The 20,817-nt window shown below is 58.3% G+C and carries 25 protein-coding genes; 11 read left to right on the forward strand and 14 right to left on the reverse strand.

The genetic code is table 11. The features are described 5' to 3' along the window. Positions 1-51: 51 nt before the first annotated feature. Positions 52-1,062, forward strand: coding sequence for a 3-beta-hydroxysteroid dehydrogenase (locus JL05_RS20150; RefSeq protein ID WP_004928393.1), 1,011 nt, complete (start codon positions 52-54; stop codon positions 1,060-1,062). On the opposite strand, the gene JL05_RS20155 is transcribed toward JL05_RS20150, so the two are convergent. After that, a complete protein-coding gene (locus JL05_RS20155) occupies positions 1,063-1,899 on the reverse strand; it encodes an N-acetylmuramoyl-L-alanine amidase (protein ID WP_033633467.1) in 837 nt (278 codons plus the stop codon). 121 nt (positions 1,900-2,020) lie between these two features. Then, a complete protein-coding gene (locus tag JL05_RS20160; protein WP_004928400.1) occupies positions 2,021-2,344 on the reverse strand; it encodes a heavy metal-binding domain-containing protein in 324 nt (107 codons plus the stop codon). 159 nt (positions 2,345-2,503) lie between these two features. Here JL05_RS20160 and JL05_RS20165 point away from each other — a divergent pair, with 159 nt between their 5' ends. From JL05_RS20165 to JL05_RS20200, 8 genes are all read left to right on the forward strand, one after another. Continuing rightward, on the forward strand, positions 2,504-3,046 hold the full coding sequence (locus tag JL05_RS20165) for a lipoprotein (protein WP_015377301.1): 543 nt from the start codon (positions 2,504-2,506) through the stop codon (positions 3,044-3,046). A gap of 262 nt (positions 3,047-3,308) precedes the next feature. Continuing rightward, positions 3,309-4,037 carry an arginine ABC transporter ATP-binding protein ArtP gene (gene artP / locus JL05_RS20170; protein ID WP_004928406.1) on the forward strand — a complete coding sequence of 243 codons (729 nt, stop codon included), beginning with the start codon at positions 3,309-3,311 and terminating at the stop codon, positions 4,035-4,037. A gap of 32 nt (positions 4,038-4,069) precedes the next feature. Continuing rightward, entirely contained in the window at positions 4,070-4,801 is a 732-nt protein-coding gene (gene artJ / locus JL05_RS20175) for an arginine ABC transporter substrate-binding protein (RefSeq protein ID WP_004928409.1), read from the forward strand. A gap of 9 nt (positions 4,802-4,810) precedes the next feature. Further along, positions 4,811-5,527 (forward strand): arginine ABC transporter permease ArtQ, encoded by a 717-nt coding sequence (gene artQ / locus JL05_RS20180; RefSeq protein WP_004928413.1) that lies wholly within the window; start codon positions 4,811-4,813, stop codon positions 5,525-5,527. Continuing rightward, positions 5,527-6,195, forward strand: coding sequence for an arginine ABC transporter permease ArtM (artM, locus tag JL05_RS20185; protein WP_004928418.1), 669 nt, complete (start codon positions 5,527-5,529; stop codon positions 6,193-6,195). The genes artQ and artM overlap by 1 nt, the downstream gene beginning before the upstream one ends. Before the next feature lie 199 nt (positions 6,196-6,394). Then, on the forward strand, positions 6,395-7,129 hold the full coding sequence (gene artJ / locus JL05_RS20190; RefSeq protein ID WP_033633468.1) for an arginine ABC transporter substrate-binding protein: 735 nt from the start codon (positions 6,395-6,397) through the stop codon (positions 7,127-7,129). Between the two features lie 101 nt (positions 7,130-7,230). Continuing rightward, positions 7,231-7,482, forward strand: a complete 252-nt coding sequence (locus JL05_RS20195) for a type II toxin-antitoxin system Phd/YefM family antitoxin (protein WP_004928423.1) — start codon at positions 7,231-7,233, stop codon at positions 7,480-7,482. Continuing rightward, the gene (locus JL05_RS20200) at positions 7,472-7,756 is read left to right on the forward strand and encodes a type II toxin-antitoxin system RelE family toxin (protein ID WP_033633469.1); all 285 of its coding nucleotides are present in this window, start codon (positions 7,472-7,474) and stop codon (positions 7,754-7,756) included. Before JL05_RS20195 ends, JL05_RS20200 begins: the two co-directional genes overlap by 11 nt. On the opposite strand, the gene rlmC is transcribed toward JL05_RS20200, so the two are convergent. From rlmC to JL05_RS20245, 9 genes are all read right to left on the reverse strand, one after another. Then, entirely contained in the window at positions 7,753-8,880 is a 1,128-nt protein-coding gene (gene rlmC, locus JL05_RS20205) for a 23S rRNA (uracil(747)-C(5))-methyltransferase RlmC (protein WP_033633470.1), read from the reverse strand. The two genes, JL05_RS20200 and rlmC, sit on opposite strands and share 4 nt — an antisense overlap. A 61-nt stretch (positions 8,881-8,941) precedes the next feature. Next, on the reverse strand, positions 8,942-9,427 hold the full coding sequence (locus tag JL05_RS20210; protein ID WP_050501266.1) for a YbjO family protein: 486 nt from the start codon (positions 9,425-9,427) through the stop codon (positions 8,942-8,944). Positions 9,428-9,531: 104 nt separating this feature from the next. Next, positions 9,532-10,377 carry a putrescine ABC transporter permease PotI gene (gene potI / locus JL05_RS20215; RefSeq protein WP_004938644.1) on the reverse strand — a complete coding sequence of 282 codons (846 nt, stop codon included), beginning with the start codon at positions 10,375-10,377 and terminating at the stop codon, positions 9,532-9,534. Further along, positions 10,374-11,336 (reverse strand): putrescine ABC transporter permease PotH, encoded by a 963-nt coding sequence (potH, locus tag JL05_RS20220; RefSeq protein WP_033633472.1) that lies wholly within the window; start codon positions 11,334-11,336, stop codon positions 10,374-10,376. The genes potI and potH overlap by 4 nt, the downstream gene beginning before the upstream one ends. Positions 11,337-11,360: 24 nt before the next feature. Next, positions 11,361-12,494 (reverse strand): putrescine ABC transporter ATP-binding subunit PotG, encoded by a 1,134-nt coding sequence (potG, locus tag JL05_RS20225; protein ID WP_004938650.1) that lies wholly within the window; start codon positions 12,492-12,494, stop codon positions 11,361-11,363. Positions 12,495-12,616: 122 nt separating this feature from the next. Then, on the reverse strand, positions 12,617-13,726 hold the full coding sequence (gene potF / locus JL05_RS20230; protein ID WP_015377292.1) for a spermidine/putrescine ABC transporter substrate-binding protein PotF: 1,110 nt from the start codon (positions 13,724-13,726) through the stop codon (positions 12,617-12,619). Positions 13,727-14,130: 404 nt separating this feature from the next. After that, entirely contained in the window at positions 14,131-14,610 is a 480-nt protein-coding gene (locus JL05_RS20235) for a type III secretion system chaperone family protein (RefSeq protein ID WP_004938666.1), read from the reverse strand. 136 nt (positions 14,611-14,746) lie between these two features. Further along, a complete protein-coding gene (gene rimK / locus JL05_RS20240) occupies positions 14,747-15,649 on the reverse strand; it encodes a 30S ribosomal protein S6--L-glutamate ligase (protein ID WP_033633473.1) in 903 nt (300 codons plus the stop codon). A 54-nt stretch (positions 15,650-15,703) separates the two neighbouring features. Further along, positions 15,704-16,018, reverse strand: coding sequence for a YbjC family protein (locus JL05_RS20245; RefSeq protein WP_015377290.1), 315 nt, complete (start codon positions 16,016-16,018; stop codon positions 15,704-15,706). 230 nt (positions 16,019-16,248) lie between these two features. Between JL05_RS20245 and JL05_RS20250 the strand changes: the two genes are divergently transcribed. Continuing rightward, positions 16,249-16,512, forward strand: coding sequence for a GrxA family glutaredoxin (locus tag JL05_RS20250; protein WP_004938676.1), 264 nt, complete (start codon positions 16,249-16,251; stop codon positions 16,510-16,512). A gap of 38 nt (positions 16,513-16,550) precedes the next feature. Here the strand turns inward: JL05_RS20250 and JL05_RS20255 are convergent, their stop codons facing one another. Continuing rightward, the gene (locus JL05_RS20255; RefSeq protein ID WP_015377289.1) at positions 16,551-16,940 is read right to left on the reverse strand and encodes an inner membrane protein YbjM; all 390 of its coding nucleotides are present in this window, start codon (positions 16,938-16,940) and stop codon (positions 16,551-16,553) included. Between the two features lie 294 nt (positions 16,941-17,234). Here JL05_RS20255 and JL05_RS20260 point away from each other — a divergent pair, with 294 nt between their 5' ends. Next, complete coding sequence (locus JL05_RS20260) at positions 17,235-18,923, forward strand: aspartate:alanine antiporter (RefSeq protein ID WP_004938680.1); 1,689 nt, start codon at positions 17,235-17,237, stop codon at positions 18,921-18,923. 458 nt (positions 18,924-19,381) lie between these two features. Here the strand turns inward: JL05_RS20260 and JL05_RS25030 are convergent, their stop codons facing one another. Together JL05_RS25030 and eco are read right to left on the reverse strand one after the other, a co-directional pair. After that, positions 19,382-19,750 carry a hypothetical protein gene (locus JL05_RS25030; protein ID WP_072010115.1) on the reverse strand — a complete coding sequence of 123 codons (369 nt, stop codon included), beginning with the start codon at positions 19,748-19,750 and terminating at the stop codon, positions 19,382-19,384. A gap of 471 nt (positions 19,751-20,221) precedes the next feature. Next, the gene (gene eco, locus JL05_RS20265; protein ID WP_033633474.1) at positions 20,222-20,734 is read right to left on the reverse strand and encodes a serine protease inhibitor ecotin; all 513 of its coding nucleotides are present in this window, start codon (positions 20,732-20,734) and stop codon (positions 20,222-20,224) included. Positions 20,735-20,817 lie beyond the last annotated feature (83 nt).

A 20,817-nucleotide genomic window follows, 5' to 3' on the forward strand; every position in this document is an offset into this window, starting at 1 on the left:
CGCCGCAAGCGCCCGCCGGTATTCCGATTTTGGGTGAGAATAGAGTCCGTTATGAAGGTATTGGTCACCGGTGCCACCAGTGGGTTAGGCCGTAACGCCGTTGAATATCTGCGCCGTCAGGGCATCAAAGTGCGCGCCACCGGCCGCAACCAGGCGATGGGCGGCCTGCTGGAAAAAATGGGCGCGGAGTTCATTCATGCCGATCTCACCAATCTGATCTCTTCGCAGGCCAAGGCGATGCTGGCGGATGTCGACGTGCTGTGGCACTGCTCCAGCTTTACCTCGCCCTGGGGCACCGAAGAAGCCTTCGAGCTGGCCAACGTGCGCGCCACTCGCCGCCTTGGTGAATGGGCGGCGGCCTATGGCGTGGCGCAGTTCATTCACATCTCTTCCCCGGCGATCTATTTCGATTACCACCATCACCGCAACGTAACCGAAGACTTCCGTCCGCAGCGCTACGCCAATGAGTTCGCGCGCAGCAAGGCCGCCGGCGAGCAGGTGATCCAGCAGTTGGCGCTGTCCAATCCGCAGACCCATTTCACCATTCTGCGCCCGCAGGGATTGTTCGGGCCGCACGACAAGGTGATGCTGCCGCGGCTGCTGCAGATGATCAAACGCTACGGCAACCTGCTGCTGCCGCGCGGCGGCGCGGCGATGGTGGACATGACTTACCTGGAGAATGCGGTGCACGCCATGTGGCTGGCGACGCTAAAAGAAGACACGCCGTCCGGCCGCGCCTACAACATCACCAACCAGCAGCCGCGCCCGCTGCGCACCGTGGTGCAGCAGCTGATCGACGATCTGGGCATGAAGTGCCGCATCCGCTCCGTCCCCTACCCGATGCTCGACATGATGGCGCGCGGCATGGAGCGCCTGGGCAGCAAAAGCGAAAAGGAGCCGGTGCTGACCCACTACGGCGTCGCCAAACTCAACTTCGACCTCACGCTCGATACCACCCGCGCGCAGCAAGAGCTGGGCTATCAGCCGATCGTCTCGCTGGAAGAAGGCATCGCGCGCACCGCCCGCTGGCTGAAAGATCACGGCAAACTGCACGGCCTGTAATCAACGCCACGCGCCGTACTTCACCAGCAGCGCATCGATAATCGCCTCACTCTCTGCATCCGGCTCACCGCGAACATCGTCGGGCCGGAAATGCATCTGAAACGCCGCCAGCACATTGCGCTGCTGCCGCGCATCCCATGACGAATCAACCGCGTAGCCATAACGCGCCAGCTTTTCGAGCAGCGGCGCCAGCGGCACCGGCGCCTGTCTGTCGCGCCCCGCCAGCAGTCGCTGCACGTCTGCCTCGTCCGGCCAGGCGCCGATGCCGGCCTGCGCCAGTTGCCGCCAGGGGAACAGCGGGCCGGGATCCTGTTTGCGCTGCGGCGCGATGTCGCTGTGCCCCACCACGTCCTGCGGCTGGATGCCATAGCGTTGGATGATGTCGCGGCTCAGCGGGATCAGCACGGCGATCTGCTCCGCCGTGTAGGGCTGCCAGTGGGTGAACAGCATGCTGCGGGTGAACCCCTTGTTGACGATTTCGATGCCGATCGAGGTGTCGTTGAGGTTGCTGCGGCCGCGCCAGACGCTGGCGCCGGCATGCCAGGCGCGCATCGCTTCCGGCACCAGCCGGTACACCGTCGGTTTGCCGTGTTCACGCTGCGGATGCGCCGGCAACAGATAGTGCGCGCTGACGTGTTCATCGGTCAGCGTTTTCAGCGATGAATGGAAATCTTCCGCCGTGTAGTGCATCACCAGAAAGCGAATGCGCCGATCGGCGCCCTGCGCCTGATGCAGCGTCTCGAGCTGGTAAGCGCCGCGATCGACGAGCGTGTCCTGCTGCGGATTTTGGCACCCAGCCAACAGCGCGGCGGCGATGATCCCTGGCCAAATTTTCACTTATCCTCCCTGTGGTTTGGTGATTTGATCTAACGTTAACGTTAAGCAATAGTCGCCACGGAAGCCACCCGCCGACAAAGTAAAAACGCCCCGGCGTGAGCCAGGGCGTTAAGGCATGGGATTAGCGGCTGACTTTCACCGCGGTGCCGCTGACGGTTACCATCAGCATGCTGCCGTCTTTGCCAACGGTTTCATAATCGATATCAATGCCGACCACCGCGTTGGCGCCCAGCTCTTTCGCCTGATCTTCCAGTTCTTCGAACGCGATCAGGCGCGCCTTGCGCAGCTCTTTCTCGTAAGCGCCCGAACGGCCGCCGACGATATCGCGCACGCCAGCGAAGAAATCACGAAAAATGTTGGCGCCGAGAATCGCTTCGCCGGTGACGACGCCGCAGTATTCGGTGATGGTAAACCCTTCCAGGGTCGGGGTAGTTGAAAGCTGCATCAGAACTCCTTGTTTGATTAATTCAACGTATCTATGACCAGAAGATTGACATTATGTTCGCTTAATCAATGGCACGCAGTACGAATGCAAGGCCAAAAAACGCATTTATACTGTAAGCTATCGGTCTTCATGGTAGAGACTTTCACATAAGGTAATAAGATGAAAACAAAAACGATTGCGGCTGTTTTACCCTTAGCGCTGTTGCTGAGTGCCTGTACCACGGTGGAACCGGCATACAAGGATATCGGCACCCGCAGCGGCAGCTGTGTGGAAGGCGGCCCGGATACGGTCGCGCAAAAGTTCTATGACCTGCGCATCCAGCAGGGCGCCGGCCTGCCGGACAGCAACCGCCTGGCGCAGCTGCAGCCTTATCTGAGCAAAGTGCTGTATCAGGATCTGGTCAGCACTGCTCAAAACCCGGGCAAGCATCAGATTACCGGCGATCTGTTCTCCGGCAATGCGCAGGGGCCAAGCAGCGCATCCGTCGCCAGCGCCTCGACCATTCCCAACACCGATGCGAAGAACATCCCGCTGCGTGTTGACCTGAGCTACCAGAAAGACGCCAACAGCACCGTGAACTGGCAGGACGAAGTGCTGATGGTGCGCGAAGGCACCTGCTGGGTGGTTGATGATATTCGCTACCTGAATGTTCCAGCGCACGCCACCAACGGCAGCGTACGCCAGGTGCTGGAAAACCAGTAACCCGCTTCCCCCGGCCGACGCGGGCTGGCCGCGTCGGTCATCCCGCCGCCCGTCTACCGCTCGAATTTCGTCCAATAGAAAAAATTTCGCTACCGATCTCACAGCCTGCGCCACAAATCCCCTCCCTCGGCTTGAGTCGCGGTATCTTGTGCTAATCTTTTACTGTCCCGCCGCACACTCATAAATTTTAACGCACAAAGATTGCATAAGTATTCTGCGGAAGTTAACATTTGCGGCATCAATGTCTATTCAATTCTGGCGCATGAGTATTCAACTTAACGGTATCAATTGCTATTACGGCGCTCACCAGGCGCTGTTTGACATCACGCTGGAATGTCCAGCCGGGGAAACCCTGGTGCTGCTTGGCCCAAGCGGCGCCGGGAAAAGTTCATTGCTGCGGGTGCTGAACCTGCTGGAAATGCCGCGTTCGGGCCAACTGCAGATCGCCGGCAACCAATTCGACTTCAGGCAAGCGCCGGGCGAGAAAGCCATTCGCGAACTGCGGCAAAATGTCGGCATGGTGTTCCAGCAATACAACCTGTGGCCTCACCTCACCGTGGTTCAGAACCTGATCGAGGCACCTTGCCGCGTGCTGGGTCTGACCAAGGCTCAGGCGATGGAGCGCGCCGACAAGCTGCTCAAGCGTCTGCGCCTGACCGACTTCGCCGATCGCTTCCCGCTGCACCTTTCCGGTGGCCAGCAGCAGCGCGTGGCGATCGCCCGCGCCCTGATGATGGAGCCGCAGGTGTTGCTGTTCGATGAACCGACCGCAGCGCTGGATCCGGAAATCACCGCCCAGATCGTCAGCATCATTCGCGAACTGGCCGGCACCGGCATCACGCAGGTGATCGTCACCCACGAAGTGGAAGTGGCGCGCAAAACCGCCAGCCGCGTGGTGTACATGGAAAACGGCCACGTAGTGGAGCAAGGCGACAGCAGCCACTTCACGCAGCCGCGGACCACCGAGTTTGCCAACTACTTATCACACTAACAATTAACTTGCTGTAATTTGGGGAGTTTGCGATGAAAAAACTAATAATCGCCGCCGTTCTGGCCGGCATCAGCGTTTCCGCCTCCGCAGCCGAAACCATCCGTTTCGCTACCGAAGCCTCCTATCCTCCGTTTGAATTTATTGACGCCGGCAACAAGATTCAGGGTTTTGATGTCGATCTGGCCAACGCGCTGTGCAAAGAAATGCAGGCCGAATGTACCTTCACCAACCAGGCGTTCGACAGCCTGATCCCGAGCCTGAAGTTCAAGCGTTTCGATGCGGTGATGGCGGGTATGGACATTACGCCGGAGCGTGAGAAGCAGGTGCTGTTCACCAAGCCTTACTACGATAACTCGGCGCTGTTCATCGCGCAGAAAGGCAAAATCGCCGACGTGGCGGCGCTGAAAGGCAAGAAAGTCGGCGTGCAAAACGGCACCACCCACCAGAAATACCTGACCGACAAGCACCCGGAAATCACCACCGTGCCTTACGACAGCTACCAGAACGCCATTTTGGATCTGAAGAACGGCCGCGTTGATGCGGTGTTCGGCGATACCGCGGTGGTCAACGAGTGGCTGAAGCAGAATGACGCGCTGGCGGCAGTGGGCGCCAAAGTGACCGACAAAGACTACTTCGGTACCGGCCTTGGCATCGCGGTGCGCCAGAAGAACACCGATCTGCAGGGCAAGTTCAACGCCGCTCTGGACAAGATCAAGCAGGATGGGACCTATGAAACCATCTACAAAAAATGGTTCCAGCAGTAATACGCCCAAATGAATGAATTACAACCTTTAGCAAGCGCCGCCGGCATGACCGTCGGCCTTGCCGTTTGCGCCCTGATCCTCGGGCTGATTCTGGCGATGCTGTTCGCCGTATGGGAATCGTCCCGCTGGAAAGCGGTCAGCTGGCTCGGCACCGCCTGGGTGACCGTGTTGCGCGGCCTGCCGGAAATCCTGGTGGTGCTGTTTATCTATTTCGGCTCGTCGCAGCTGCTGCTGATGCTCTCCGACGGCTTTACCCTCAACCTCGGTCTGTTCCAGCTGCCGATTCAGTTGGCGATCGACAATTTCGAAGTCAGCCCGTTCCTGTGCGGGGTGATCGCTCTGGCCCTGCTCTATTCCGCCTACGCCTCGCAGACGCTGCGCGGCGCGCTCAAAGCGGTGCCGCAGGGGCAGTGGGAATCCGGTCAAGCGCTTGGACTGAGTAAGGCGGCGATCTTCTTTCGCCTGATCATGCCGCAGATGTGGCGCCACGCCCTGCCCGGCCTCGGCAATCAGTGGCTGGTGCTGTTGAAAGACACCGCGCTGGTGTCGCTGATCAGCGTGAACGATCTGATGCTGCAAACCAAGAGCATCGCCACCCGCACCCAGGAGCCTTTTACCTGGTATGTGATCGCCGCGGCCATCTACCTGCTGGTGACGCTGTTCAGCCAATACGTCATCAAACGCATTGAGCTGCGCGCCACGCGCTTTGAGCGGGGGCCGGCCTGATGATTGAATATTTGCCGGAGATCCTCAAAGGGTTGCACACCAGCCTGACGCTGACCGTCGCCGCGCTGATCGTCGCGCTGGTGCTGTCGCTGCTGCTGACGGTGATCCTGACGTTGAAAACGCCGATCCTGACGCCGTTGGTCAAGGTTTATGTGACGCTGTTCACCGGCACGCCGCTGCTGGTGCAGATCTTCCTGATCTACTACGGCCCCGGCCAGTTCCCGGCGATCCGCGACTACCCTTGGCTGTGGAACCTGCTGTCGCAGCCCTGGCTGTGTGCGATGATAGCGCTGGCGCTGAACAGCGCGGCCTACACCACGCAGTTGTTCTACGGCGCGGTGCGCGCCATTCCCGCCGGGCAGTGGCAATCGTGCGAAGCGCTTGGCATGTCGCGCCGGCAGACGCTGCGCATTCTGCTGCCGTTCGCCTTCAAGCGCGCGCTGTCGTCTTACTCCAACGAAGTGGTGCTGGTGTTCAAAAGCACCTCGCTGGCCTATACCATCACGCTGATGGAAGTGATGGGCTACAGCCAGCTGATGTACGGCCGCACCTACGACGTGATGGTGTTCGGCGCCGCCGGCCTGGTGTACCTGTGCGTCAACGGCCTGCTGACGCTGCTGATGCGTCTGGTGGAGCGCCGCGCGCTGGCGTTTGAACGCCGCAACTGAGGCCGCCGCCCCCATGAGCCCCGCCATTGTGCGGGGCTTTTTTTACCCCTCAAGGCAATACTTAATCATTTATATTGCATTTTAATTCACTCAATGGCAGGGTTAACAACAGGCATTCGCGCAAAAACCTCTGGCGATTACCAGTAAAAACAAACGATAGCGAATAATCACTTTCAGGATCCAGACAGGAGCTCTACGCATGAAAAAACTGCTGCTTGCCGCGACGATGTTGGCCGGGATGACCTTTAACGCCACCGCGGCCGATACCATCCGCTTCGCCGCCTCCGCCACCTACCCACCGTTCGAATCGCTCGACGCCAACAACCAGATCGTCGGCTTCGATATCGATCTGGCCAACGCGCTGTGCAAGCAGATGCAGGCGCAGTGCACCTTCACCAACCAGGCGTTCGACAGCCTGATCGCCGCGCTGAAATTCAAGAAATACGATGCGGTGATTTCCGGCATGGATATCACGCCGGAGCGCAGCAAACAGGTCGCTTTCACCCAGCCTTACTACGCCAACTCGGCGATCGTGATCGCGCAAAAAGGCAAGTTCAACTCGCTGGCGGATCTGAAAGGCAAAAAGCTCGGCATGGAAAACGGCACCACCCACCAGAAATACATGCAGGACAAGCACCCGGAGATTAACACCGTTTCTTACGACAGCTACCAGAACGCCATTCTGGAGCTGAAAAACGGCCGTATCGACGGCGTGTTCGGCGACACCGCCGTGGTGAACGAATGGCTGAAAACCAACCCGCAGCTGGCACCGGTTGGCGAGCACATCACCGATGCGCAATACTTCGGCACCGGCCTCGGCATCGCGGTGCGCCCCGACAACCAGGCGCTGCTGGCCAAGCTGAACGCCGCGCTGGACGCCATCAAGGCCGACGGCACCTACAAGGCCATCAACGACAAGTGGTTCCCGCAGTAAGTCCGCGTGTGGAGTCGCCCTCCTTCGGCGGCTCCATCTAATTGCCACCCCATCCGGTTAGTGCTAAATTTGATACTGAATTTAGCATCAAGGATAACATCATGACGGTTCAACCCATTCTTGCCGACTCGGCAGTCAGCATCAGCGATTTTAAGAAATCGCCCAACGCCGCCCTTAAAGAGGCACAAGGGCAACCGGTCGCCGTCCTGACCAACGGTAAGATTTCGGGATATTACGTCTCTCCGGAAACCTGGGAGGCGATCGCGGAGTACCTGGAAGATATCGAACTCGCTGAAATCGTTCGTTCACGGATGAACGGCAAACGCATTAAGGTCAATTTGGATGACTTATAAGCTTGAATTCGAAGAACATGCGCTGAAGGAATTTAAAAAACTGTCCCCGGTGATCCGGGAACAGTTCAAAAAAAAGCTGGCATCGGTGCTGGTTAATCCCCACGTCCCCGCCAACAAACTCGCCGGTTTGCCTGATTGCTACAAAATCAAACTCAGAGCCTCAGGCTTTCGTTTGGTATATCGCGTCATGGAAACGGAGATCGTGGTTCTGGTCCTGTCTGTGGGCAAACGCGAACGTTCAGCGGCTTACACGGCTGCCAAAAAGCGCCTTTAACGCCGCACCAGCAGCGTCAGCACTTCGTAGTGCGAGGTATGCGGGAACATGTCGAACAGCTGCACCCGTTCGATGCGATACCCCGGCAACATCTCGATATCTTTCGCCATGCTCTCGGCGTTGCAGCTCGAATACAGAATATAGTCCGGCGCCATCCGGCTCAAATAGTCGCACAGCGCCTGGCCGATGCCGCGCCGCGGCGGATTGACCAGCACCAGCTGCGGCACCAGGCCTTCGGCGGTGGCGAAGCGGGTGGAATCGAGCGCCTGAAAATCTACCTGCAACAACCCTAACCGCTGCGCCGACTGGCGCGCGCAGGCGATCGCCTCCGCGCTGATTTCGATGCCGGTCAACCGCGTCTGCGGCTGCGCGCAGTGCAGGCCGAAACCGCCGACGCCGCAGAACAGATCCCACATGCTGTCGATACCCAGCGCGCGCACCCAGTCGCGGGCGGTGGCATACAGATCGGCGGCCACCTGCGGGTTGGTCTGAAAGAAGCTTTGCGGGCGGATGAACAGCGGCACCTGATTGAACTGTTCCTCCAGCGCCTGCTGTTCGGTCAGCGCGATCTCGCGCTCCCCTTCCATGATCGCCATATGCACCGGTTGAATATTGGCGGAGATCACCCTGAGCTGCGGCAGCTGCTGCTGCAGCCACGGCAGCGCGGCGCGCAGCTGCGCCAGTTTGGTTTCCGAGCGCAGCACGAAACGCAGCATCACGCCGCCGTCGAGCGTGCTTTCGGTCAGCAGCAGGTATTTCAGCTCGCCGCGCTTGCGCACTACGTTATACGGCGTCAGGCCGGCGCGGGCGATAAAGCTTTTCAGCACCGCAAACATCGGCGCAAAACCGGCGGGGTACAGCGGGCAGTCGCTCAGATCGACCGGCGTGCCGTCGCGGTGCAGCATGCCGAGCAGCGGTCGCTCCACGCTGCCGCTGACCACCATCTTGGCTTTATTGCGAAATGCGCTCAGTTCCCCCGCCACCGGCTGCAGCCACTGCGCGACGTCGCGCCCGGCCAGCAGCGATTGCAGGTGATGCTGTTTGTCGGCCAGTTGCTGCGGATAGGGCTTTTCCAGCCACTGACAGGAACGGCAGGTGCCCGCCGTATACAAAGCGCAATGCATGAAGATTACCGTGAAGTTCAGGATGACGAATTAAGGGTGCAGAGTTTACCACTCCGCGCGCCTAAAATCTCACTTGCGCGGTGAAGAAGCGGCGGCTGGCGGCAGGAACGAACAGCAACGCCAGGATCACCACGTCGGGGATCTTTTGCAGGATCAGAACGTGCAAGATTTGGCCGCTGGTTTCCCCCTCCACGGTGAACACCTCTGGGAAGACGCTGCCGATGGTGGCCAACAGCAGGTAAAGCACCACGATGCACTGGCAGGCCACATAGCCCCAGCGCCCCCAATTGCGGCCGCGCATCACCGCAAAGCCGCAGCTGATTTGCAGGCACAGCAGCATCAGGCCGGCCAGAAAGATAAAGGTGGAATCCCACGCCTGCGCGCTGGTGTTGACGAACTCCTGCGCGCCGTCGACGCCCAGCTCACCCAGCAGCAGCACCACGCTGATACACTTGATCGCCACCATGGCGGTGCCCGCCACCATCACCGGCACCGGCGCATCCGAAGTCGATCCCATTCCCTGCCCGCTTTTCAGCATGTCTGACATATCCGTGTTCCGCTACGACGCGCCACCTATACAGGTGGCACATGTAAAGTCAGGTAGTTAGTTGCAATACTTATTGATTGCAAAAATAGCAGGTTTGTTACGATTCAGCTACGGGCCGCCCGCTGCAATTCACGCGATCGTTGTTTTTCCGAGCGCGCCATAAACCACCAGGCGATCAGGCCGAGGATGCCCACCACCAGCAGGATCAGGCTGGCCAACGCGTTAATTTCCGGGTTCACCCCCATGCGCACGCTGGAGAACACCAGCATCGGCAGCGTGGTGGCGCCCGGGCCGGAGACGAAGCTGGCGATCACCAGGTCATCCAGCGACAGGGTGAACGCCAGCATCCAGCCGGAGATCAACGCCGGCGCAATCATCGGCAAGGTGATGACGAAGAACACCTTCAGCGGCGGCGCCCCCAGATCCATTGCCGCCTCTTCAATCGAGCGATCCACCTCGCGCAGACGCGAACTGATGACCACCGCCACATAAGCGGTACAGAAGGTGACATGCGCCAGCCAGATAGTGAACATGCCACGTTCCGACGGCCAGCCGAAGGCATGCCCCATCGCCACGAACAGCAGCAGCAGCGACAGGCCGGTGATCACGTCCGGCATCACCAGCGGCGCGGTCAGCATAAACGCGAAGCCGGTCGAACCGCGAAAGCGGCCGAATCGCACCATCACCACGGCGGCGATGGCCCCCAGTACCACCGCGGCGGTGGCGGAGGCGGCGGCGATGGTCAGGCTGAGCCCCACCGCGCTGATCATCGCCGAATCGTGGAACAGTTCGCTATACCAGCGCGTGGACCAGCCGGCCCACACCGTCACCAGCTTGGAGCTGTTGAAGGAGTAGATCACCAGCATCAGCATCGGCGCATACAGGAAGGTAAAGCCGACAGTCAGGATGGCGATGCGCCACGGTGAACGCACTACCGGCAAGTTGTTCATTCCTGCCCCCCTATTTCCTTGTTCTGGTGTTTGTGGAACCACAAAATTGGCACGATCAGCAACAGCAGCATGATGGTGGCGACCGCCGAGGCCACCGGCCAGTCGCGGTTATTGAAGAACTCCTGCCATAGCACGCGGCCGATCATGATGCTGTCCGGCCCGCCGAGCAGTTCCGGGATCACGAACTCCCCCACTGCCGGAATGAACACCAGCATCGAACCGGCGATGATGCCGCCGCGCGTCAGCGGCACGATCACGCTGAAGAAGGTTTTCAGCGGCCGGGCGCCCAGATCCAGCGACGCCTCCACCAGCGAGTAATCCAGCCGGATCAGCGCCGTGTAAATCGGCAGCACCATAAACGGCAGATAGGAATAAACGATGCCGATATACACCGCCAGGTTGGTGTGCAGGATCACCAGAGGTTGATCGATCACCCCTAGCCACATCAGAAAGTTATTCAGCGTGCCGTTGTTTTTCAGGATCCCCATCCAGGCGTAGACGCGGATCAGGAACGAAGTCCAGGAAGGCAGGATCACCAGCAACAGCAGAATGTTGCGGGTCGACGCCTTGCTGTGCGCCACCGCCCAAGCCAACGGATAGCCGATGATCAGGCAACACAGCGTCGAAACCGCCGCCACGCGCAGCGACTGCAGGTAGGCATCGATATACAACGGATCGTCGGTCAGCTGCAGATAGTTGGCGAAGTTGAGCGCAATGTTCAGCTTGCCGTCCACCCAGCTCATCAGCTCGGTGTAGGGCGGCACCGCCAACGCCAGCTCCGCCAGGCTGATCTTGAACACGATCAGGAACGGCAGCATAAACAGCAGCGTCAGCCATAAATACGGCAATGCGATCACCAGCTTGCGGCCGTGAGCCATCAGCAGGCGGTGGAACAGGGCCTTGAGGGTGGCGGGCGTTTTGGCCGGCGGTTCCGGCGTGCGTTCAGAAAGCAGGGTCATACGGGTTACTCCTCACCAGCGCCACTACACCGTCAACACGACACAGCTGTCGGTTTCCCAGCACAGACGCACTTCATCGCCCCAGGTGGGCATCCCCTTGCGGAAACGATGGCCGTTTTGCAGCTGGGCGCTGATAATCTGCCCGCTGTGCAGCTTCACGTGGTAGATAGACAGATCGCCCAGGTAGGAAATGTGCGCCACTTCCCCCACCGCAAAGTTGCAGCCGTCTTCCGGCACTTGTTCGCACAGCAGGATCTTTTCCGGCCGCAGCGCGACCTGGATCGGCACGCCGTCCACCACCGAGGCGTCCGGATCCACTTTGATCGCATGGCGCAACCCCGGGCTTTGCAGGATCAGCGCATCGTCGTGGCGCTCTTGCAGCACGCAGTCGAAGACGTTGACCGAACCGATAAACTCGGCGCTGAAGCGGCTGTTCGGATGCTCGTAGATCTCTTCCGGCTCGCCGATCTGCACGAACTTGCCGCGGTTCATGATGGCGATACGCCCCGCCATGGTCATCGCCTCCTCCTGATCGTGCGTCACCATCACGCAGGTCACGCCGACGCGCTCGAGAATGTCGGTCACTTCCAGCTGCATGCGATCGCGCAGCTTCTTGTCCAGCGCGCCCATCGGTTCATCCAGCAGCAGCAACTTCGGCCGCTTGGCCAGGCTGCGTGCCAATGCCACCCGCTGCCGCTGGCCGCCGGAAAGCTGGTGCGGTTTGCGTTTGGCGTACTCCTGCATGTGCACCAGCGCCAGCATTTCCGCCACCCGTTCGGCGATCTCCGCCCGCGGCATTTTGTCCTGCTTCAGGCCGAACGCGATGTTTTGCTCCACGGTCATGTGCGGGAACAGCGCGTACGACTGAAACATCATGTTGATCGGCCGCTGGTACGGCGGCACATGCGACATATCCTGCCCGTCGAGCACGATCTGCCCTTCCGTCGGCTGTTCAAAGCCGGCCAGCATGCGCAGCAAGGTGGACTTGCCGCAGCCGGACGGGCCAAGCAGCGCAAAGATCTCGCCCTTGTAGATGGTGAGGCTGACGTCTTCGACCGCATTCTGCCCGTCGAAGGTTTTGGTGAGGTTACGGATTTCCAGCAGAGGGGTGAAGACCTTCTGCGACTTGGCTTGAGGACGAGGGATGGCGTCGTTCAATCGGGGTGCTCTCCGGCGTAAAGCGGCACAAAACCACGGCGAGCGCCGTGGCCCAAAACGGCAATGCAGGCGGGGAGCGCCCGCCTGCCGGTTTACCGACGATGGGGGGATCCCCCCCATCATCACTTCCCGCTTTTAACTTTAGTCCATGCGCGGGTAATGACACGGTCCAGCTTCGGCGACTGCACGTTGAGCGTGAACAGCTTGGCGCGCAGATCGGCCGGCGGATAGACGTTCGGGTTCTCGCGCACTTCGGCGTTCACCAGCGGCGTGGAGTCTTTCACCGCATTGGCGTAATAGACATAGTTGCTGATGCCCGCCATCACGTCAGGTTTCATCAGGAAGTTCAGGAACTGGTACGCGGCGTCTTTGTTCTTGGCGTCCGCCGGCATGGCGAACATGTCAAAGTAGGTCAGCGCTCCCTCTTTCGGGATCGCGTAGGCTACGTTCACGCCGTTCTTCGCCTCTTTGGCGCGGTTGGCCGCCTGCATCACGTCGCCGGACCAGCCGATCGCCACGCAGATATCACCGTTAGCCAGGTCGTTGATGTACTGAGAAGAGTGGAAGTAACGAATGTTCGGCCGCAGTTTCAGCAGCAGATCGTTGGCCGCGCCGGTGTAGTCCGCCGCATTGGTGCTGTTGGGATCCTTGCCCAGGTAGTGCAGCACGGTGGCGTAAACCTCGCTCGGCGCATCGAGGAAGGAGACGCCGCAGCTTTTCAGCTTCTCGAGGTTTTCCGGCTTGAGGATCAGATCCCAACTGTCGACAGGCGCGTCTTTGCCCAATGCCGCCTTCACCTTGTCGACGTTATAGCCGATGCCGGTGGTCACCATCAGGTATGGGATGCCGTATTTGTTGTCTTTATCGTTGTGTGCAACCAGCTTCAGCATCTCGGGATCGAGATTCTTGTAGTTGGGCATTTTGCTCTTGTCGAGCGGTTCGAAGATGCCGGCCTGCGACTGGCGTTCGAGGAAGTTGGATGAAGGAACCACCAGATCATAACCGGTGCTGCCCGCCATCAGTTTGCCTTCCAACACTTCGTTGGAGTCGAAGACGTCGTACACTACTTTGATGCCGGTTTCTTTCTGGAAATTAGCCAAAGTGTCCGGCGCGATATAATCGGACCAGTTATACACGTGCAGCGTTTTCTCTTCGGCTGACGCATTGACGGACGCGGCCATCAACAGGCCGGCAACCACACCCGATAACCACTTTTTACGTTGGGTGACCATCCGTAACTTCCTCCAAAACAGGGTGAATCATAGAATTGAACTTGTATCTGCAGCGATACAAAACCTTTCCTGATTGAGCGCAATCGTTGCAACCGCGAATTGAATGGCTATGCATATGATTGCATGCGCCTTTTTCACTGCCCTGCTCGCGTGGTCACAAGGGAAATCGCAAGCCCTTTGCAGAATCAGCAGCATAGCCGCTGCCATCGCAACCCGCCAGCCCCCAGGGTAAAAAACGCCTTTTATCGATTTTTTATGCAGTTTTCTCTATGTGATACGCCATTAACGGCACAAAAGGCGAGAAAGATCGGGCGGCAAAGGCCAAAGTGCAGAATATTTTATTGCGGAGGGGAGTCACGGCAGCATGCCGCCGGAGCGACGGCATGCTTAAGGTATGGCGAGGGTCAGTGCAGCATCGGCTGACGCACGGCGCCAGCGGGGATCTCTTCTTCGTCCCCCATAAACAGCAGATCGTTCGCCCGCGCCTCGAGGATCACCATCGAGACCTGCTCTTCGCCCTGCTGCATGAAGTGGGTGAACTGCTCGTAGGTGATGCCGACCGCCACGCTCAGCGACTGGCAGACGATCAGCTTCGGCAGGTTGTCGTCCTGAATGTCGACAAACGCCTTGATGGTCAGCGAGCTGGCGTTGATCTGGCTCAGGTCCGCCACCAGCGGGATCAGCGCGGTCGGCTTCACCTCGGCCAACGCGGAGAACAGAATGACGTTGTCCACCAGATCTATCTTGGCGTCGAACACGCCGTCGAAGTTCTGCATGTGCGGCAGGTGCAGCGCCTGGCAGGAATCGCACTCAAAGAAAGAAATGCCCGACTGATCCAGCCAGCGCCGCAACAGCGCCAAATCGGGGACAATGAGTGAATCCATAATAACCAGCCTCACAATATTCAATACGCGAAAAGGCGCATAGCTTACGGAATATTCACCCGATACGCTACGATCAATGCGGCTTAATTCACTAATTCAGATATTGCACGGCGGGAAAAGCGCACCGCCCGCCCCGTCAACCGCCGGATTTCAGGCGGAAGCCCGGCCGGCCGCGCTGCTCGATGTATTCGATCATCATGCCGGCGATGTCCAGCCCGGTGGTGGTTTCCACCCCTTCCAGCCCCGGCGACGCGTTGACCTCCATCACCAGCGGGCCGCGTTGGGCGCGCAGGATATCCACCCCGGCGACGTCCAGCCCCAGCGTGTTCGCCGCTTTCACCGCGATCGCCCGCTCCCTGGCGGTGATGGTCACCTTGCGGGCGGTGCCGCCGCGGTGCAGGTTGGAGCGAAACTCGCCGGGCTTCGCCTGCCGTTCGATGGCGGCCACCACCCGGCCACCCACCACCAGACAGCGCACGTCGCACCCCTGCGCCTCGCGCACGTACTCCTGCACGAGGATGTGGGCATTCAGGCCGCGAAAGGCGTCGATCACGCTTTCCGCCGCCTGACGGGTTTCCGCCAGCACCACGCCGATGCCCTGCGTGCCTTCCACCAGTTTGACCACCAGCGGCGCGCCGCCGACCAGCTCGATCAGATCGCCGGTGTCGTCCGGCGAATGGGCAAAACCGGTGATCGGCAGATCGATGCCCTGCCGCGCCAGCAGCTGCAGCGAACGCAGCTTGTCGCGGGCGCGGGTAATGGCCACGGACTCGTTTAGCGGGTAGCTGCCGAGCAACTCGAACTGGCGCAGCACCGCCGTGCCGTAAAAGGTGATGGCAGAACCGATGCGCGGGATCACCGCATCGTAACGTTCCAACTGACGACCGCGATAGTGAATGGTCGGCGCCGCCGGATTGATGTTCATATAGCAGGAGAGCGGATCGATGATATCGATACTGTGCCCGCGATCTTCCGCCGCTTCACGCAGCCGCTTACATGAATAGAGCGATCCGTCGCGAGAAAGAATGGCAATTTTCACTCGTCACCCCAAAAGCCAACGCCTGCCCGGCAGGCGAGTTAGCGGCCGCGGCGCTCAGGCGCGCGGATCGCGATCCTGATTATCTTTCGATGCGTCTGCATCTTGCGGTTTGCGGCGATCGTTTTCCGGCGGCAAGCCGCCGCGCATCAGCGGCCCGAAGCCCTGCACCACGCGCCATACCAGAAACGCCGCCGCCGGCACCATCAGCGCCACGCCGAGGAAAATCATGCCGACCGCCGCCTGCTGCGACGCCAGCCAACCCGGCAGTTGCAGGTGGCCGTGAATGCTGAGGTAGGCCAGCACCAGCATCACGATGCCCAGCCCTTCCAACACCAGCACCGGGCGCGGTAAGTCACCGAATGAACGCATATTTTTCCTCTCCAGAAGGTCTGCCCCCAGTGTAGTGAATTCCCGCCGACGGTGACAGCCCCGGCAGACTAATTGGTTACATGAATCAGATTAACAGGTAATTCCTGCTTTTTTTTCACCGCCTCAACGGGCATAGTAGGCGCCATCTGACGCAGGTAATGACTTTTTCGGTGACGGGATGTCGTTGCAATCGCGAATAATTTATCGAAAATCCAATTAAGGAGCGTTGCATGTTTGCAGTAATCTTCGGGCGTCCTGGCTGTCCTTATTGTGTCCGCGCTAAAGAACTGGCGGAAAAACTGACTGAAGAACGCGACGATTTCAACTTCCGTTACGTTGACATCCACGCGGAAGGCATCACCAAGGCCGATCTGGAAAAAACCGTCGGCAAACCGGTTGAAACCGTGCCGCAGATCTTCCTGGATGAGAAGCACATCGGTGGCTGCACCGATTTCGAAGCTTACGCTAAAGAACACCTGAACCTGTTCCAGTAAGTTTTTGAACGGCAAAAAGGCGCTTAATGCGCCTTTTTTTATTGCCGCTGCCGCCGGTGCAACTGCTGGAGCGTGTGCAACAAACCGAGGGCGAACAGCATCAGCATCGCGCCGAACACGCACCAGAACACCGCGCTGGTGGCGTAAGCCAGTTCCTGCCAAAACGACGAGGACGGCGTCAGCCAGAAGTGGCGGATCAGCAGGCACAGCGGCAATGCATACAGCGCGCCAAGCAACGGGCAAAGCAGCCGCTTGCGGCTCGACAGATAGCTGGCGATCGCGCCGGGGATCACAAACAGCAGCAGGCCGGTTTCACCGTGGTGCTCATGATCCGTGCTGCCGAACAGGCCGGTTTGCTGGCCGAGAAACACCAGGCTGAACAACAGAAAACAGCTGAGAATGCCCAGCCAATATCTATAACTCGTCATGCGAATTCTCCCCCGCCCAATTACCGCATCAATAGAAATCGGCCCGGTCACCCGTGCGGTAACGCTGAACCGAATTTTTTCCTTGGTCAAAAGAGAGTTAAATGCGCACGGCGGCGCAGGAAATCAGCTTTCTGTGCTGGCTGTCATCGGTCATAGCGTCTAGAATGAACGCCGCCGAACGATGGTTCGCTTCGCCTTACGCTGGTGGTGATTTATGATGTCGTTTTAAGGCTGAATTTATCTCTTATAGTTATCTATATCAAGCACTTACTGGTAAACAATAAGTTATCCTCCGTGAACATAAACGTCGCTAGTTTGTTAAACGGTAACTACATTCTGTTACTGTTCGTGGTACTCGCACTGGGGCTGTGCCTCGGTAAACTCCGTCTGGGCTCCGTCCAACTCGGTAATTCCATTGGCGTTTTAGTGGTTTCTCTGCTGCTCGGCCAGCAACACTTCGCCATTAACACCGAGGCGCTGAATCTCGGCTTCATGCTGTTTATTTTCTGCGTCGGCGTGGAAGCCGGGCCTAACTTTTTCTCGATTTTCTTCCGCGACGGCAAAAATTACCTGATGCTGGCGCTGGTGATGGTCGGTTCGGCGATGGTGATCGCCATCGGCCTCGGCAAGCTGTTCCACTGGGACATCGGCCTGACCGCCGGCATGCTGGCCGGCTCGATGACCTCCACGCCGGTGCTGGTGGGGGCCGGCGATACGCTGCGCAACACCATCGTCAACGGCCCGGCGCTGCTGGCGGCGCAGGATCATCTGAGCCTTGGCTATGCCCTTACCTACCTGATCGGTCTGGTCAGCCTGATTTTCGGCGCGCGCTACCTGCCAAAACTGCAGCACCAGGATCTGTCCACCTCCGCCCAGCAAATCGCTCGCGAACGCGGCCTGGACACCGACAGCCAGCGCAAGGTCTACCTGCCGGTGATCCGCGCCTACCGCGTCGGCCCCGAGCTGGTGGCCTGGGCCGACGGCAAGAACCTGCGCGAGCTGGGCATCTACCGCCAGACCGGCTGCTACATCGAACGCATCCGCCGCAACGGCATTCTGGCCAACCCGGACGGTGACGCGGTACTGCAGGTGGGCGACGAGATCTCGCTGGTCGGTTATCCGGACGCCCACGCGCGGCTGGATCCGAGCTTCCGCAACGGTAAGGAAGTGTTCGACCGCGATCTGCTCGACATGCGCATCGTGACCGAAGAGATCGTAGTGAAGAACAGCAACGCGGTGAACAAACGCCTGAGCCAGCTGAAGCTGACCGACCACGGCTGCTTCCTCAACCGCGTGATCCGCAGCCAGATCGAAATGCCGATCGACGACAGCATCGTGCTCAACAAAGGCGACGTGCTGCAGGTGAGCGGCGACGCGCGCCGGGTGAAGAGCGTGGCGGAGAAGATTGGCTTTATCTCGATTCACAGCCAGGTGACCGATCTGCTGGCGTTCTGCGCCTTCTTCATCATCGGCCTGCTGATCGGCCAGATCACCATTCAGTTCAGCAACTTCTCGTTCGGCATCGGCAACGCCGCCGGCCTGCTGATGTCCGGCATCATGCTCGGCTTCCTGCGCGCCAACCACCCGACCTTCGGCTACATTCCGCAGGGCGCGCTGAACATGGTGAAAGAGTTCGGTCTGATGGTGTTTATGGCGGGCGTGGGCCTGAGCGCCGGCGCCGGCATCGGCCACAGCCTGGGCGCGGTCGGCGGCCAGATGCTGATCGCCGGGCTGATCGTCAGCCTGGTGCCGGTGATTATCTGCTTCCTGTTCGGCGCCTACGTGCTGCGCATGAACCGCGCCCTGCTGTTCGGCGCCATCATGGGCGCCCGCACCTGCGCGCCGGCGATGGAGATCATCAGCGATACCGCGCGCAGCAACATCCCGGCGTTGGGCTACGCCGGTACCTACGCCATCGCTAACGTGCTGTTAACGCTGGCGGGTTCGCTCATCGTAGTGCTATGGCCGGGCATACTCGGCTGATCGATTAGCGGGAGAGATGGATCGGCGATAAAAATATTTTGATTTTTTTGTCGCCGGCCAGAACTTTCGTTGGGGGCCGCAGTCTGAATTAGTGCCACTGCTTTTCTTTGATGTCCCCATTTTGTGGAGCCCGATAATCCCGCCTTTTAGGTTCAAGATTATCGGGTTTTTTGTTGCCTGCACTCCACCGCCCACGGGACCACCATCAGATGGCAGCAACACCTCAACTGACGGCGTACAGCGCCGCGTCCGCTCCTTCCTGAAACATCGTTTCTCTTAACGTTTAGTGTCGGGCGGTCGGCTATCAGACAATGATTTCCCAAGGTTTGATTTCAGAAGGAATGAGAGCGGAGTAACTGTATTAATTAGCAAGTGGGGCTGAACTCAACAACGGCCTTATCAATATCTTAATATCAAAAAAAGCAAGACACCTACGGTGCCTTGCTTTTCTTTTTACATTAGCAAGCGCCAAAAAGAACGACAGAGAACAGAACGGAACCGTTCAGATAAATAGTGGCCTTCAATCCCGTAGGAATAAAGGAACCACAGGTCTCTGCGCACACTTTAAGCTGCCCACCAATGGGAATTGGAATCGGCGAAGAAACGCAAAAGTCACCGTAGATAGGAATGGTAAAACAAATTTGGTTGTTTGCAGGGTTATAACTGGCCCCAACGCAAACCGAAAGTTTAAGCGCCAACACGCCCTGCTGCTTAAGGTCTACAGGTACCGGCGCCGGTGTTTTTTGCGAAAATCCAACCGCAGTAAAATCAGCAACATGTTCATTTTGACCGTGCGGATCTTGTTCATTGCATTTACAATCAGCCATTGGAATATCCTCGTAAGTTTTTTTAGATATTAATTAGCGAACAATGTAATTGCCGTGGAGCTAATTACATTGATGAATCTAGCAGCACAGTAATTAATTTCCATTCCTTCGCCATTAAATAAAATCAATAAAACAACAATAAAATGATTAATAAGAATATTTTTATTTATGTAACCAACACGGTTTGTTATTGCCGAAATAATTGCAATTCACAATAATATAATCAAAGATGAAGGGAGATAAAAATGAGGATATTACGAGTGAGAATTAAAAAAATGCCCTTAAACCAAGGATGTTAACCTTGTTAGCTTGAGTCAATTTCCATTTTCCCTCTGTCGGTTGAAAAAATTTGGCTAAGCGCCCGGCTTTCCTGCCTGAAAATAAAAAACCGCCTGCAGAGCCGCATATCATCGCAAAATGCTCTTCAAACGGTTTTGTACAAGATCATGTATTCACAGCGCTAATCGCGGATTACTTTGATTCAGCCTGGCTTACGGTGTCTTCGGCTTTCCAGATGCGGTATTTCACTTCCGCGTCTTTCGGCGCATACACCACGATCGGCAGGCGGCTGTTGTAACGCTGCATCGCGGCGTCGCCCAGGTTGGCGGCGATGAATTGCTTGCTCTTGGTGTTATCCGGGCAGGCCATCATGGTCGAGGCCGGCTCGGACAGCTTCTCCAGCACCAGGTAGTCGTAGCCCCAGCCGGACAGGGTTTTGGTCTCCAGCGTGCCGCCAATCATATGGCGGTTGCAGTCCACTTCCAGCGTCTTGCCGATCAGCAGCTCTACCTTATAGTTCTCTTCGTGCTCTTGCTTCGGCAGGTAGATCACCTGGCGGTTCATGCCCTTCTCGGCTTTCGGATAAGGCGCGACCTTTTCCAGCGGCTGTTTGCTGATATCCGCATCGTCGCCAGAGGTGGCCGCCATGGCGCTGGCGGAAACGGCCATCAGCAGGCCGGAAAATACAACGGATGCCTTGTTCATGTTTTATCCCTACACTTTTTGTCAAATAATCCGCCTATAAACTAATACACTACCGCCAAGCTCGCCACAGGTTTAATCTTCTT

Origin of the sequence: Serratia nematodiphila DZ0503SBS1 (assembly GCF_000738675.1) — a bacterium.
Classification (GTDB): Bacteria; Pseudomonadota; Gammaproteobacteria; order Enterobacterales; family Enterobacteriaceae; genus Serratia; species Serratia nematodiphila.